The sequence below is a fragment of the Streptococcus oricebi genome (genome assembly GCF_017883985.1).
GTDB classification, from domain to species: domain Bacteria; phylum Bacillota; class Bacilli; order Lactobacillales; family Streptococcaceae; genus Streptococcus; species Streptococcus oricebi.
This window is the reverse complement of the sequence record NZ_PRDG01000004.1, coordinates 15,298-29,140: the sequence shown is the minus strand read 5'-3', so window position 1 is coordinate 29,140 and position 13,843 is coordinate 15,298. Positions and strand designations below refer to the sequence as shown.

The 13,843-nt window shown below is 45.4% G+C and carries 12 protein-coding genes and 1 pseudogene; 12 read left to right on the top strand and 1 reads right to left on the bottom strand.

Going from position 1 to position 13,843, the window contains the following annotated elements:
- Window position 1: 1 nt before the first annotated feature.
- From C4K46_RS06845 to rpsO, 11 genes are all read left to right on the top strand, one after another.
- Window positions 2–1,831 carry a DUF2194 domain-containing protein gene (locus C4K46_RS06845; RefSeq protein ID WP_209628158.1) on the top strand — a complete coding sequence of 610 codons (1,830 nt, stop codon included), beginning with the start codon at window positions 2–4 and terminating at the stop codon, window positions 1,829–1,831.
- Between the two features lie 12 nt (window positions 1,832–1,843).
- Window positions 1,844–3,259: a GT4 family glycosyltransferase PelF gene (gene pelF, locus C4K46_RS06840; protein WP_209628157.1), complete on the top strand. Its 1,416-nt coding sequence runs from the start codon at window positions 1,844–1,846 to the stop codon at window positions 3,257–3,259.
- The gene (gene pelG, locus C4K46_RS06835) at window positions 3,247–4,677 is read left to right on the top strand and encodes an exopolysaccharide Pel transporter PelG (RefSeq protein ID WP_209628156.1); all 1,431 of its coding nucleotides are present in this window, start codon (window positions 3,247–3,249) and stop codon (window positions 4,675–4,677) included. The genes pelF and pelG overlap by 13 nt, the downstream gene beginning before the upstream one ends.
- A gap of 18 nt (window positions 4,678–4,695) precedes the next feature.
- The gene (locus C4K46_RS06830; protein WP_209628155.1) at window positions 4,696–6,462 is read left to right on the top strand and encodes a CotH kinase family protein; all 1,767 of its coding nucleotides are present in this window, start codon (window positions 4,696–4,698) and stop codon (window positions 6,460–6,462) included.
- Window positions 6,452–7,177, top strand: coding sequence for a polyphosphate polymerase domain-containing protein (locus C4K46_RS06825; RefSeq protein WP_209628154.1), 726 nt, complete (start codon window positions 6,452–6,454; stop codon window positions 7,175–7,177). The genes C4K46_RS06830 and C4K46_RS06825 overlap by 11 nt, the downstream gene beginning before the upstream one ends.
- A 44-nt stretch (window positions 7,178–7,221) precedes the next feature.
- Window positions 7,222–7,893 carry a DUF4956 domain-containing protein gene (locus C4K46_RS06820; RefSeq protein ID WP_209628153.1) on the top strand — a complete coding sequence of 224 codons (672 nt, stop codon included), beginning with the start codon at window positions 7,222–7,224 and terminating at the stop codon, window positions 7,891–7,893.
- A 24-nt stretch (window positions 7,894–7,917) separates the two neighbouring features.
- Complete coding sequence (locus C4K46_RS06815) at window positions 7,918–9,294, top strand: DUF4832 domain-containing protein (protein WP_209628152.1); 1,377 nt, start codon at window positions 7,918–7,920, stop codon at window positions 9,292–9,294.
- A 28-nt stretch (window positions 9,295–9,322) separates the two neighbouring features.
- Window positions 9,323–10,336: a UDP-glucose 4-epimerase GalE gene (galE, locus tag C4K46_RS06810; RefSeq protein WP_209628151.1), complete on the top strand. Its 1,014-nt coding sequence runs from the start codon at window positions 9,323–9,325 to the stop codon at window positions 10,334–10,336.
- 258 nt (window positions 10,337–10,594) lie between these two features.
- Window positions 10,595–11,785, top strand: coding sequence for an MFS transporter (locus C4K46_RS06805; protein ID WP_209628150.1), 1,191 nt, complete (start codon window positions 10,595–10,597; stop codon window positions 11,783–11,785).
- Window positions 11,772–12,500, top strand: a complete 729-nt coding sequence (locus C4K46_RS06800) for a pseudouridine synthase (protein WP_209628149.1) — start codon at window positions 11,772–11,774, stop codon at window positions 12,498–12,500. The genes C4K46_RS06805 and C4K46_RS06800 overlap by 14 nt, the downstream gene beginning before the upstream one ends.
- A 136-nt stretch (window positions 12,501–12,636) precedes the next feature.
- Window positions 12,637–12,906, top strand: a complete 270-nt coding sequence (gene rpsO / locus C4K46_RS06795) for a 30S ribosomal protein S15 (protein WP_003026255.1) — start codon at window positions 12,637–12,639, stop codon at window positions 12,904–12,906.
- A gap of 144 nt (window positions 12,907–13,050) precedes the next feature.
- Here the strand turns inward: rpsO and C4K46_RS06790 are convergent.
- Window positions 13,051–13,287, bottom strand: a pseudogene (locus C4K46_RS06790) (helix-turn-helix domain-containing protein); the annotation flags it as partial.
- Window positions 13,288–13,564: 277 nt separating this feature from the next.
- On the opposite strand from C4K46_RS06790, the gene C4K46_RS06785 reads away from it, so the two are divergent.
- Window positions 13,565–13,840, top strand: a complete 276-nt coding sequence (locus tag C4K46_RS06785) for a TIGR04197 family type VII secretion effector (RefSeq protein ID WP_209628148.1) — start codon at window positions 13,565–13,567, stop codon at window positions 13,838–13,840.
- The last annotated feature ends 3 nt before the right edge of the window (window positions 13,841–13,843 follow it).

Genomic DNA, 13,843 nt, shown 5'->3' with positions numbered 1-13,843 from the left:
ATTGAGAAGGACAAAAAAACTATTTCGCTATAAAGAGCCATTGTTTGTTTTACTACTTTTTCTAGTACTTGCGGGCTTTCTTTTGGTACAAAAGAGAGGCCAATCTTATGCAGTCAATACAGACCAGTCCACTTATTTACAGGGGCCGATTCCATCAACCAAGAAGGTCTTAGAATCTCTTTCTAAGGACACCTTGGTCTTGGTGGACTCTCAGGATGAGTCTAGTATGGTTGCGAAAATTCAGTTTGAGCAAATCTTAAAGGATATGCGGATGGGCTATGACTTGGTCGATATTTCCAAGGCCAAGATTCCCAACTTTTCAGACTATAAAAAGGTTGTCGTCCTACTGTCAACCTTGGAGAATTTTCAAAACAAGCACAATGACCTAGTTGAGTGGGTCTCAAACGGAGGCAGTGCCATGTTTGGGGTCACCCTCTTTCGGGAGGAAAACCTAGCCTCTATCGAGCAAAAGCTAGGAATTGAAAATCTAGACTATGTCAATACAGCTGTATCTAATATCTTTATCGATAAGAACTTTATGATTGGCGGAGGCCGCAGCTATAAGATTGACGAGCCATTCAACTCGGCTTGGAAGGTGAGTCTCCTAGAAGATGCCAAGATCCATGCCTGGACCGATGAGGAAGCTAAAATTCCGCTGGTTTGGGAAAGAAATCATGGTCAGGGTAAATTCGTTGTTGACAATATCGGAATCTATGACAAGTCTATTCGGGGAATTTATGCAGCCTCTTATAGCTTGATGACCGATGCGACAGCCTACCCAGTTATCAATGGTTCGACCTACTACCTGGACGACTTTCCATCACCAGTTCCTGCTGGAGATGCGACCTTTGTCAGACGGGACTACAATATGTCTGTATCAGACTTCTATACCAATGTCTGGTGGCCAGACCTATTGACACTTCATAAAAAATACGGTATTCGCCATACAGGGGTGGTTATCGAAAACTATGAAGACAATACCAGTGGTTCAACCAACAAACAGACCGATATTGAACGTTTTAAATATTTTGGAAATTCTTTACTGGCCAATGGCGGAGAAATCGGGTATCATGGTTATAACCACCAACCATTGAGTCTCAGCAATGTGGACTATGGTGATGTTTATCCAGAGTACAAGACTTGGAAGAGTAAGCAGGCTATGGAGGCTTCTTTGAGGGAGCTTGTCCGCTTTACAGATTCGCTCTTTCCTAAGGTTGAAAAGTCAGTCTACGTTCCACCTTCAAACGTCCTATCGCCAGAAGGTCGGGAAATGATTGTCAAGAAATTCCCAGAAATCAAGAGTATTTCAAGTAACTATTTCTCTGGTAAATTTGCCTATGCCCAAGAGTTTGAGGTGGCAGAGGACGGCATGATTGAGCAACCGCGGACAGTGGCGGGGGCTATTTGGGATGACTACTCAACCCTGACGGCCTTTTCTGAGCTAAACATGCACTATGTCAACAACCACTTCCTCCACCCAGACGATGCCCTGGATGAGGAGCGGGGAGCTGCCCAAGGTTGGGCCAAGATGTTTGCTAGCCTAGAAGGCTCTGTCTCTTGGATTGAGACCATTGCACCAAATATTCGCAACTTAACCGGTTCTGAAATGGCTGGGGCGGTTCAACGCTATGGTATTCTCAAGGTTAACCAAACCAATAGTAATGACGAAATCAAGCTTAAACTAGACAACTTCCACGACAAGGCCTACCTCATGTTAAGGATTAACAAGGGCCAACCAGGAAAAGTAACTGGTGCTAAGCTAGAAAATCTGACTGGCAACCTCTATCTCCTAGAGGCTAAGTCAGCCAATATCACCATTAAATTGAAGTAAGGAGGGAAGCATATGAAAATTTGTTTAGTTTTAGAAGGCTCCTATCCTTACGTCCATGGTGGGGTGTCCACCTGGGCCCACCAATACATCACCGAGATGAAGGAGCATGAATTTGTCATCTGGGCCATTGGGGCCAAGAAGAAAAAGCAGGGAGAGTTTGTCTATGACCTGCCGAGCAATGTTATCGATGTACATGAAGTCTTTCTAGACGACCTATCAGCACCAGAAAAGACAGCCAATGCCCAAAAGCCGATTACGGAAGTGGAATACGAGGCTCTCTACCAACTAGTATCTGGTGGTCGTCCAGAATGGGCCATCATCTTCCAGCTCTTTCAAACAGGGAAGCTAACACCAGATAGTTTTCTGGAAAGCGAAGAATTCTTTGCAATTATCAAGCGGATGTGCTCGGAAAGGTATGCCCTGACTCCCCTGGCGGATGTCTTTCATACCATGCGCTCCATGCTCTTTCCGCTCCTTTGCTTGCTTTGTAAGCAAGCGCCAGAAGCGGATGTTTACCACGCTATCTCGACCGGTTACGGTGGAGTTTTAGCCACTCTAGGTAGCTATGTTCATCAAAAGCCCCTGCTTTTGACCGAGCATGGAATCTACACTCGTGAGCGAGAAGAAGAGCTGATTCGTTCAGACTGGGTTTTACCCTCAATGAAACAGCAGTGGATTGAGTTTTTCTATGTCCTGTCCGACGCTATTTACTCGCGGGCAGACCGGATTACCAGCCTCTTTACCAAGGCTAGGGAAATCCAGATTGATATCGGTTGTGAACCCTATAAATGTCAGGTTATCTCAAATGGGATTGACTTTGATGGCTTCTCCAAAATCCCCCTTAAAAAGGCGGATGGCTGGGTCGATATCGGGGCCATTATTCGGATGGCACCGATCAAGGATGTAAAAACCCTTATCTACGCCTTTTATGAAGTTTCATCTCGCTTGCCCAAGGTGCGCTTGCACATCATGGGTGGGATTGATGATCAAGAATACGCAGATGAGTGCTTCAGCCTAGCCAAGAAATTACAACTGGATAATTTGATTTTCACCGGCCGGGTGGATATCAAGGCTTATATGGAAAAGTTGGACTTTACAATCCTGACCAGTATTTCCGAAGGTCAGCCCCTATCGGTCCTTGAATCTATGGCCGCTGGCCGTCCCTGTGTGACCACAGACGTGGGCTGTTGCAAGGAACTCTTGGAAGGCCGGGCAGATGACGAGCTGGGCTTGGCAGGCTACTGCGTACCGCCTACCTATCGGAAGGGTCTGGCTGAGGCCATGATTGACATGTGCCAGCAGGACCAAATTCGGACGCAAATGGGTGTGGTCGCTAAAGAAAGGGTTAAATTGAACTATCAATACCCACAAATGATCCAACAATATAGACAATTATATAAGGAGTATGATCCTCAATGGCAGGTATAGGTTTTGAATTAAGAAAAATATATAATGAGGACGGCCTCTTATCCAAGCAAAGAGCCTATGGTTATGCCAGTGTCATCTATGCTGGTCCCATGATTCTAGGGATTCTCTTGGTTGTTGGAGTGGTAGCTCTCAGTGTTCTAGGTAATCTAGAAAATGAGGCCCGCGATAGTCTGTTAGGAATGATTTCCTACACCATGCTGGCTTCTATTACAATCAATAATTTTTTCTCCCTAGTCGTGACCCGCTATGTATCGGACATGCTCTATGAGAAGAAATACGAAAAAATCCTCCCCTCCTACTATGCCTCAAGTGCTTTAATCTTGGCTATTGGAGCGGTTGTTTACGGGATTTTTCTACTGGTTTCAGGGATTTCTTCCTTGGATATGTTTTTATGCCTCATCTTATTTGGGGAGTTGGCCCTATCCTGGAATGCCATGAACTATCTGACGGCCGTCCAGGACTACAAGAGCATCATGTTGGCTTTTATTTCAGCGATTGGGGTGACCCTGATTCTAGGCTTTGTGGCCATTTACTTTGGCCTACCTCATGGCCTCTTGCTCAGTATCTGTGCAGCCTATGGGGTTATGCTTTTATGGACAACCCGTCTCCTACAAAAGCACTTCCCAGGTCGTCAAGAGGTTTCCTTTGAGTTTCTCAAGTGGTTTGACCATTTCTCTGACCTCTTTAAGATTGGGCTCTACCTCTTTATCGGTCTCTTTGCCCACATCATCATCGTCTGGTTTAGCCCCTTGGGCAGCAATATCATCGGTCTCTTCCGTACGGCACCGACCTATGATGTACCAGCCATGTTGGCCTACTTGACCACCCTGGTTTCAACCATTAACTTTGTTGTCTCCGTCGAGGTTTTCTTCTATCCTAAGTTTAAGGAATACTACCGCCTCTATAATGAGAAGGGCAGCCTCTTAGAGATTAAGGAAACCGAGGTTGAGATGTTGGAGGTCCTCCACAATGAGCTTAAGTATCTGGCCTGGAAACAGCTCCTAGCAACCATCTTGATTATGTTTGCTGGTGAGTTTGTCCTGACCCTTTTGCCCCTAGGCTTTAATGGTCAGATGAGCGGTTATTTCCAAACCCTCTGCCTGGCCTATGGGCTCTATGCTATTGGAAACTCCAATCTCCTCATCCTACTTTACTTTTCAGACTATCAAGGTGCGAAAAAGTCTGCTCGCCTCTTCGCCCTTGCAACCATTATCTTAACAATCGCTTCCCAGTTCTTTGATTCCTCCTTCTATGGCTATGGTTTCTTGGTTGCTGGAGCCTTGTTATACTTGAGCACTGCCGGAAGATTAAATGAATATATAGAAGATTTGCCTTATCATGTTTTAGGATCACAAAAAATGGTTCCCACAAGTAAAGAGGGACTATTTACGAAACTAGCTAAACGTCTAGCTAGATAAGAAAAACGAGGTGGCCCAATGAAAAATAAGACAAAACAGCAACTGTTTCTCCTTCTGACCACTCTTGCTGTAGGAACTCTTTTAGCTGCTTGTAGCAGCAAGGGTTCTCAAAGCCAGACTGGGACCAAGGTTGATAAAGCCAAGGAAGAAAAGATTGAAGATATGCAGTTGCGTGATAATGATAGTCTTTACGCCAATCGCGACGATACCAGTGTTGTGACCATGTATTTGACCGTTCGACGAGGAAATTCCTCAGAAGGAACCGACCATTCCTGGCAAGAAATCAATGGCTTGTCAGCCTATGATTATGAAAGGATGGGCGTGGACCGCTACAAGGTAGCCGGTCTCTTGCAGGTAGGTGACGACAATGGCCCCCAGGCCGGCCAATTTGGTTTTGATGAAGCTGTTCCCAATGCGACTGTCCAGGTTCGGGGACAGAGTTCCAGTAAGGGAAAGCAGAAGAACTATAAAATCAAAATCAAAAAGACCAAGGGAAAGTGGGAAGGTCAAAGAACCATCAATCTCAATAAGCATGTCTATGAGGGCCTGCGTTTTCGTAACAAGCTAGCCTATGACCTCTTAGAAGGAATTCCCCAAATTATGAGTCTTAGGACCCAGTTTGTCCACCTTTATGTCAAGGACGAAACGGGTGATGGTCAGGCGACCTTTCAAGACTATGGTCTCTACACCCAGGTAGAGCAGCTCAATAAAACAGCCCTGGAAGCGCATGGTTTGGACCGCAATGCCAATCTGTATAAAGTAAATAATTTTGAATTCCGTCAGGAAGAAGATAAGATTGTCAAAGAGGACGATGCCAAATTTGACAAGAAGAAATTTGAGGAGCTCCTCGAAATTAAGGGTGATCACGACCATACCAAATTAGTCAATACCCTCAAACGGGTCAACGATCCGTCGGTTTCTGCTGATGATCTCTTAAAGAAGGATTTTGATGCCGAAAATATCCAATACTGGATGGCCTTTCAGATTCTGATGGGAAATATCGACACCAAAAATCGGAACATGTATCTCTACAGTCCTCAACTTTCTAGCAAGTGGTACATCCTACCTTGGGATAATGACGCAGTCTTTCTCAAGACCGAAAGAGAGTACCTAGGAGATGATAAGGACAGTGGCAATAGTTGGGAAGTAGGAGTCAGCAACTACTGGGGGAATATCCTCTTCCAGCGCCTCCTTAAGTCGGACAAGTTCCGGGAGGGTCTGAACAAGGCGGTTAATGACCTCAAGCAGTATTTGACCGAAGATCGGATCAATGAGATGAGTCGTAAATATGCCAGTGTTGTCCAACCTTATCTGGCCAAGATGCCCGATGAAGCCCATGCTAGATTGACCCCACCTAAGTATGAAGAGGTGCTCAATCGCCTACCCAAAGAAGTGGAGCGCAACTATCAGGCCTATGTCGATAGTCTGCACAAGCCCCAACCCTTCTTTATCAGTGACCCGACTATCGAAAATGGCAAGATGCACCTGGCCTGGGAGACAGCCTATGATTTCTCTAACAAGGACGTCAGCTATCATCTAGAAGTGGCCAAGGACTACAATTTCAATGACAAGGTTTTAGATCAGGACAATCTTCGCAGTCTGACCTTTGATACGGATACCCTGCCTAAGGGCCAGTACTTTATCCGAATCACCGCCACCAATTCAGATGGAGCTAGTCAGCGAGCCTTTGATACCTACTTTGCAGATTCTAGCAAATTCTATGGAATTAAGAGTTTCTATGTTCTGGAAGATGGAAAAATTGGAGCAGATAACTATGTCGACTAAGAAGGAACAATATCGCCATGAGATGAAGTATCTCATCAGCTATCCAGAAAAAGAGCTGCTGGTCAAACGTTTCCAAGAACTTCTTTCCCTAGATCGCCATGCCTCTGGAGGAGGCTATACCATTCGGAGCCTCTACTTCGATGACCACTGGAATCGGGCCTATGAGGAAAAGGAAGCAGGGATTTTGATGCGAAAGAAATACCGCATCAGGATTTATAACTTTAGTGACCGTAGCATCAAGCTGGAACGCAAGAAAAAGTTTGGCAGTCATATTTATAAGGAGGCTGCTCCCCTAACTAGGGAGGAGACCGAAAAGATTATCGCGGGAGACTATGACTTTCTCCTAAAGAGTGAGTATAGTCTCTGCCGCGAATTTTACTATGAATGTGTCAGCAATGTCATGCGGCCCCGGGTCATTGTCGATTATGAGCGAGAGCCTTGGATTTTTGATTTGGGGACGGTCCGTCTGACCTTTGATGCAGATGTTCGGGCAGCAGTTGGTAGCTTTGACATCTTTGATCCCAATCTCCCCAGCCTCCCTGTTTTAGAGCCTGGGAAATTGGTCTTAGAAGTCAAATATACCGAATTTCTTCCCCAGGTGATTAAGGAGATTATTCCCACTCAAGCAGATGAATTTGTAGCAGTTTCCAAGTATGTCCTATGCTATGAGAAAACCCGCTACTTAAACGGCTTTGAATATTGGTATGAAACATAGAAAGTGGAAATAAAGAGAACCCTATTAAGAGGAGACGTATATAAATGAGTGTTCAAGATATGATTAAAAATTCGGTCTTACGATCGGAAAACTTTGCCTCCCAAGACATCGGAAAGGTCATTTTTTCGCTGATTCTAGCCATCATTCTGGGAGCCTTCATCTACTTCATCTACAAGAAGTTTTTTACCGGTGTCGTTTACTCGCGTAGCTTTGCCATGACCCTGATTGGGATGACTATCCTGACAGCCATGGTTACCCTGGCTATCAGTTCCAACATCGTTATCTCGCTCGGTATGGTCGGTGCCTTGTCTATCGTCCGTTACCGGACGGCCGTCAAGGATCCCATGGATCTGCTCTATCTCTTCTGGTCGATTACGACCGGGATTACCGTCGGAGCAGGCATGTATGCCTTGGCCTTACTGACCGCCCTCGTTCTCTTCTTGATGCTTCTAATCTTTAGCCGCATGCAACACAAGGGCAAGGTTTATATCCTAGTTGTTCACTATACTGGTGACGAGACGGGCGACCAAATTCTGCGAACCTTTGGCAAGATGAAATACTTTGTCAAATCAAAAACCATGCGGGGAGCTCAGGTTGAGATGGCTGTTGAGGTCTTTTGCAAGAAGGATGATTTGATGTTTAGTGAGCGAATCCGCAATCTAGACGGTGTTCAAGATGTGACTCTGATTCAGTACAATGGAGAATATCATGGTTAAAAGCTAGAGAATGGCAGGTGAAGAATGAAGAAGAGAGTACTGTTTGTTGTGTTAATTGTATCGATTATTTTTAGTCTTATCTTTTTCATAGTATCCGTTTTTATGAAAACTGAATCTCATCATCAAAGCTTTGCCTATTCTGACAAGGTGCTGACCAATCCTTTGGTCGGTTATGCCCCGTCAGCTCTGGAAAAATCTGTCTCAGATGATATCAGTTTGGTCTATGTAGATGTGACTTGGAAAGAATTAGAGCCTAGTAAAGGCGTCTATGATTGGGAGAGTATTGAAAAGGAAAATCAGTTTGACCGTTGGCGTAAGGAAGGCAAGCATGTCGTCTTTCGCTTTGTCTTGGATCTCCCTTCCAAAGAAGTCCATCAAGACTTGCCAGAATGGCTGACCCAAGAAATGGCAGACCCTGGAGATCGCTATGATTCCTCTTATGGCAAGGGCTTTTCTCCCAACTATTCGGACCCAACCTTGATTAGCTACTATCAAAAGGCTGTCGCGGCTATGGCCCAGCGCTGGGCCAAGGATGAGCTGATTAGCTACATCCAGCTAGGAGTTGTCGGTCACTGGGGGGAATGGCATATTAACCAGGAAGCGGGCACGATTCGCTCGCTACCGACCCAGGACGTTTTGGACCAGTATGTCAGTCCTTGGGTGGAGGCCTTTCCTGACAAGGACATCTTGATGCGTCGGCCCTTTGCCCTAGCCAAGAAATATCAACTAGGAATTTACAATGATATGGCGGGGAATGCTCCTAGCACCAAGACCTGGCTCAAATGGATTCAGTCAGGTGGAGTCTACGATCAGACCGGAGAGACAGATGCCATTGTCGCCATGCCTGATGCCTGGAAGAAATCCCCAATCGGTGGAGAATTTACCAGTGCCAACAGCATGCAGACCCTTCTAGAACGGGATTTGGACCAGACCGTTGACTTGATTCGGGAATCCCATACCAGCTTTTTAGGACCCAAGATTGCCCAAGATGTCAATGATAATAAAAATGGCTATCAAACCGTCCTGAAAAACATGGGCTACCGTCTCTGGATTTCCGATGCCAATCTACGCTTTGAAGGCAAGGAAAAAACCCGCCTAAGCATGGTCTGGAAAAATTCTGGGGTCGCCCCTCTCTATCGTAACTGGCAGGCCTATGTCTATGTCAAAAATTGGGCCGGGCAAGTGGTGGAGAAGGTTCCCCTAGACTTGAAACTGGCCAACCTAGAGCCAGACCAGAGTCAGGAAGTGGCCGTTACCTTGACCACCAAGGGGGTCTTTGATGCCATTAAAAACCAATATTCAGTCTCGGTTGGGGTGGTCGATCCCATGACCCAGACAGATGCCCTCCATTTTGCCGTAGAAGGGCAGGAGGAAGCCAAACAACTGGTCTTATTTGAATAAAAAACATATAAAGTAAAGGGGACAATACATGTCAATATTAGTAACTGGTGGAGCTGGCTATATCGGTAGCCATACTGTTGTAGAATTGTTAGCAGCTGGCTATGAAGTCGTAATTGTCGATAACTTTTCTAACAGCTCACCCGAAGTTTTGAAACGCCTCAAGACCATTACCGGTCAAGAACCAACCTTCTATGAGGGTTCTATCCTGGACAAGGACTTCATGACCAAGGTCTTTAAAGAAAACCAAATCGAATGTGTCATCCACTTTGCTGCCTTTAAGGCAGTCGGTGAATCCGTTGAAAAACCTTTGATGTACTACCACAATAACATCACAGGAACCATTGCCCTCTTAGAGGTTATGGCTGAAGCGGGAGTTAAAAACATCGTCTTTAGCTCCAGTGCAACCGTTTATGGAATGAACAATATTTCACCTCTGACAGAGGACCTACCAACCTCTGCCACCAACCCTTACGGCTACACCAAGGTTATGATGGAGCAAATCTTAAACGATGTTGCCTTTGCTGATAGCCAGTGGTCAGTGACCAACCTGCGCTATTTCAATCCGATTGGGGCCCATGAAAGTGGCCTGATTGGGGAAGCGCCAAACGGCATTCCCAACAATCTCATGCCCTACATCACCCAGGTTGCTGTCGGCAAGCTCAAAGAACTCAGTGTCTTTGGTGACGACTACGATACAGCAGACGGGACTGGAGTTCGGGACTACATCCACGTGGTGGACTTGGCCAAGGGCCATGTCTTGGCAGTCAAGGATAACCTAGAAACCAAGGGTGCCAAGGTCTATAATCTGGGAACGGGAACAGGTTACAGTGTTCTGGATTTGGTCAAGGCCTTTGAAGCAGAAAATGGTGTGACTATCCCTTATGTGATTAAACCACGCCGGGCGGGCGACATTGCTACCTGCTATGCCGATCCAAGCAAGGCCAAGAAAATCCTAGGTTGGCAAGCAGGCAAAAACGTCCATGACATGGTTCGTGATTCCTGGAAATGGCAAAGCCAAAATCCAAATGGTTATCAAGAATAAAATTTGGGTCAATCCTAGTGGATAACCTAAAGTTAGAATAGGGACAAGACTGAGCTGGTCTTGTCCTTTTTAATTTAAGAAAATTTTCTTATATCCCCGTAGTAAGTTCTCTTAATTTTGGGCTTGATTGCTAGGAATTTTGAAGGAAGAATTTCAGAAAAAATACTGGGAAATTTTTTCCAAAAAATCCTGCAAGTGGATTGCTTATTGGCTCAAAAAACTGTATGATAGGGTTAGTCTAATCTTTGAGGAAATGCAATGAAAAAGTTTATGGAAAAAGTTAGTATTTTGGGCTTGTCCACTATTCTAACGACCTCCTTTTCAATCTCTAGTGCCCTACCGGCCATGTCTAAGTTTTATAAGTCCTATCCGGCTAGCCAGTTGGAACTTTTAGTTTCCCTGCCCTCTATCGGGATTATCATCATGCTAGTCCTAAATGCCTATATTGAGCGCTACTTATCGGAAAGGCAGATGATTGTGACGGGGCTCAGTCTCTTGTCTCTTTCGGGTTTTGTCCCCCTTTTTACCACGAACTACTGGCTCATCTTTGCTTCCCGTCTCGTTTTTGGCTTGGGAGTGGGACTCATGAATGCCAAGGCGATTTCCATCATCAGCGACCGCTACCAGGGCCGGGAGCGCCTCCAAATGCTGGGCTATCGGAGCTCGGCTGAGGTGGTCGGAACAGCCCTCTTGACCCTAGCGGTCGGCCAACTTCTGCATTGGGGCTGGCAGGCTAGCTTTCTCATCTATGGGGCAGGTTTTCCGATTTTACTCCTCTACCTCCTCTTTGTATCAAAGCCAGAAGCAAGAGCTGCAAGTGAGAGTCTGGCAGAAGCAAGTGATAGCAAGCTTAGGGCCGGTCAGTTAAAAATCATTCTGTTCTTAAGTCTCCTAGCTGGGGTCATCGTCCTTTGTAACACCACTCTCAATATTCGGATTCCCAGTCTCCTGATTAAGAATAAGCTGGGGCAAGAAGAGACAGCTAGTCTAGTTTTGGGGGCCATGCAGTTTACAGGAGTTGTGGCTGGGATTAGTTTTGCTAGTTTGGCGGCCCTTTTAAAAGAGCGCCTCTTACTAGTTGCCGGCCTCTCTTATGGTCTGGCCCAAATCCTTCTGGGCCTCTCGAGCCAACTCTGGTTTTTGGGTTTTATGTCTGTTGCTGCTGGTTTTAGTTACAGCGTTTCTTTGACAGCTATTTTCAACCTCTTATCGGACTTTTTGCCAGCCGATTTAATCAATCGGGGGACCTCCATCATCATCTTAGGCTGTAGCCTAGGAGCTTCTAGTGGCCCCTTTATCCTCCTGCTTTTAGGAGTGATTTCGGACCAGGTCTTTTTACCCTTTGTCCTCCTAGGAGCCCTGATGATTCTAGCAACCAGCTTGATTTATCCAATCAGTAAGAAAATGATAAGGGAAAGAGAAGGAGGGCAGGTAGATGCGTCTAGATAAGTTTTTGGCCGGTAGCGGCCTAGGAAGTCGCAGTCAGGTTAAGCAGGTCCTGAAAAACAAGCAGATTCGCCTCAATGGTCAGATTGAAAAACAGGCCAAGACCCAGGTGGATCCCCTTTTAGATGATATTAGACTAGATGGTCAAAAATTAAGCTACCAAAAGTATCTCTACTATCTCTTAAATAAACCCTCAGGCTTTCTTTCAGCAACCGAGGATAGGACGCAAGCAACGGTCTTGGATTTGCTGGACGACGAGGCTAGACAGCGGCAGGTTTTCCCTGTGGGGAGACTGGACCGAGATACTCGGGGCCTACTCTTGTTAACTAATAATGGCCCCCTGGCCCACGCCCTCCTCTCTCCTAAAAGGCATGTAGAAAAGACCTACCTGGCCCAAGTGGCAGGGATTATGACAGCAGAGGATCAGACAGCTTTTGCTGGTGGCCTTGCCCTCAAGGACTTTACCTGCCAGCCCGCCTCTTTAAAAATCCTGGACCAGGACCTTGAGAAAGAGACCTGCCTGGTAGAGATTACTATTTCAGAAGGGAAACATCATCAAGTCAAGCGCATGGTCCAGGCCCGTGGCAAGACAGTGACCGATTTGAAGCGCCTGAGCATGGGACCATTAGAGCTAGACTCCGAGCTAGCAGAAGGAGACTATCGTTCTTTGACAGCTAGTGAATTGGCCAGTTTAGAGGTCTATGGGCTAGAGCTTTAAGAAGGGCTAGCTAAATCTTGACAAAAGGGGGCCTTCTTGGTAGAATAATAATGTCCTTGAGACAAATAGCTATTTCTTGGTTGAAGGTTAGCCAAGCCCCACACTCGGATTTAGCAGAAAACAAAGGAGAAGAATCATGGCAATCTCAAAAGAGAAAAAAAATGAAATCATTGCACAATATGCACGTCACGAAGGTGACACTGGTAGTGTTGAAGTTCAAGTAGCTGTACTTACTTGGGAAATCAACCACCTCAACGAACACATCAAGGTTCACAAAAAAGACCACGCTACTTACCGTGGTTTGATGAAAAAAATCGGTCGCCGTCGTAACCTTCTTGCCTATTTGCGTAAGAATGACGTTAACCGTTACCGCGAGTTGATCAACTCACTTGGTCTTCGTCGTTAATCAAAGAAAACTCTACGAAAAGTAGAGTTTTTTTATCTGGCAGATTATGCTAGGAAGAGTTAACTTAGATAAAATCAGAACGACTAGGAGGCAGTTATCTGATTCAAAATCAAAGCCCTTGGAACTTGATAGACTCCAGGGGCTTTACTTTTCTAATAATTGGATAATGGCTTTTAATTTCTTCTCTTGAACTTCCTGAGGGTATTGGGCTAGGAGCTGTAGGATATAGGTTAGCTCAGGGCTATCAGCTTGCAAATCAAACTGAAAAAACTCGCTATAACTGATATCTAACGTATCCAGTAGGCGCTCGACGGTATCCAAACGAGCATTGTAGCGATTGTTCTCAAATTTATTGACATAGCGGGGGTCAAGGTCGGCTTCGGTAGATAGCTGTTATTGACTGATTTTTTTACTTTTTCGAATAGCCTTTAGTCTGGCTGCTACAAAAGCATTTAAGCTTATCTTTTTTACCATTACTTTCTTCCTTATAAGACCAGAATAGCATGATGAAAGATAAGAAAAAAGGCTTATAAAAAGAGGGGTGTTCCCTTTATAGGGGTATTTCTGAAAATAATATATCTGATATAATATAACTAGAAATTGGCCCAGTGCTCAAGTTCTGACAACAATATGATATAATTTTAAAAAGGAGCCATTTATGGTAGAAATTAAAAGTAATGCTTCAATAGCGCGTGGACATGCCACCCGCTTGCAGACAGCCGGCCGAAGCTTATCAGGCCTAGCCGCTATTCAAAAAGACAGCTTAACTACTATGCAAGGCAATAGCAATGCCCAGCAACATGTGGAATTTCTATCCAGTCTAGCAGGCAAGATTGGGGGAGCTCTTAGCACAGCCTCGACCAATCTTCAGAGTGCAGCTGGCGAATTTGAAGCGAGCGACCAAGCAGCGGCTTCTAGTATCAAGGGAGAATAAAGA

What these genes read in the sequence shown, in the direction of transcription:
- C4K46_RS06800 (WP_209628149.1), top strand. Translation starts at nt 11,772, where the DNA reads ATGCGTCTAGATAAGTTTTTGGCCGGTAGCGGCCTAGGAAGTCGCAGT.
- C4K46_RS06815 (WP_209628152.1), top strand. Translation starts at nt 7,918, where the DNA reads ATGAAGAAGAGAGTACTGTTTGTTGTGTTAATTGTATCGATTATTTTT.
- C4K46_RS06805 (WP_209628150.1), top strand. Translation starts at nt 10,595, where the DNA reads ATGAAAAAGTTTATGGAAAAAGTTAGTATTTTGGGCTTGTCCACTATT.
- rpsO (WP_003026255.1), top strand. Translation starts at nt 12,637, where the DNA reads ATGGCAATCTCAAAAGAGAAAAAAAATGAAATCATTGCACAATATGCA.
- pelG (WP_209628156.1), top strand. Translation starts at nt 3,247, where the DNA reads ATGGCAGGTATAGGTTTTGAATTAAGAAAAATATATAATGAGGACGGC.
- C4K46_RS06785 (WP_209628148.1), top strand. Translation starts at nt 13,565, where the DNA reads ATGGTAGAAATTAAAAGTAATGCTTCAATAGCGCGTGGACATGCCACC.
- pelF (WP_209628157.1), top strand. Translation starts at nt 1,844, where the DNA reads ATGAAAATTTGTTTAGTTTTAGAAGGCTCCTATCCTTACGTCCATGGT.
- galE (WP_209628151.1), top strand. Translation starts at nt 9,323, where the DNA reads ATGTCAATATTAGTAACTGGTGGAGCTGGCTATATCGGTAGCCATACT.
- C4K46_RS06830 (WP_209628155.1), top strand. Translation starts at nt 4,696, where the DNA reads ATGAAAAATAAGACAAAACAGCAACTGTTTCTCCTTCTGACCACTCTT.
- C4K46_RS06825 (WP_209628154.1), top strand. Translation starts at nt 6,452, where the DNA reads ATGTCGACTAAGAAGGAACAATATCGCCATGAGATGAAGTATCTCATC.
- C4K46_RS06820 (WP_209628153.1), top strand. Translation starts at nt 7,222, where the DNA reads ATGAGTGTTCAAGATATGATTAAAAATTCGGTCTTACGATCGGAAAAC.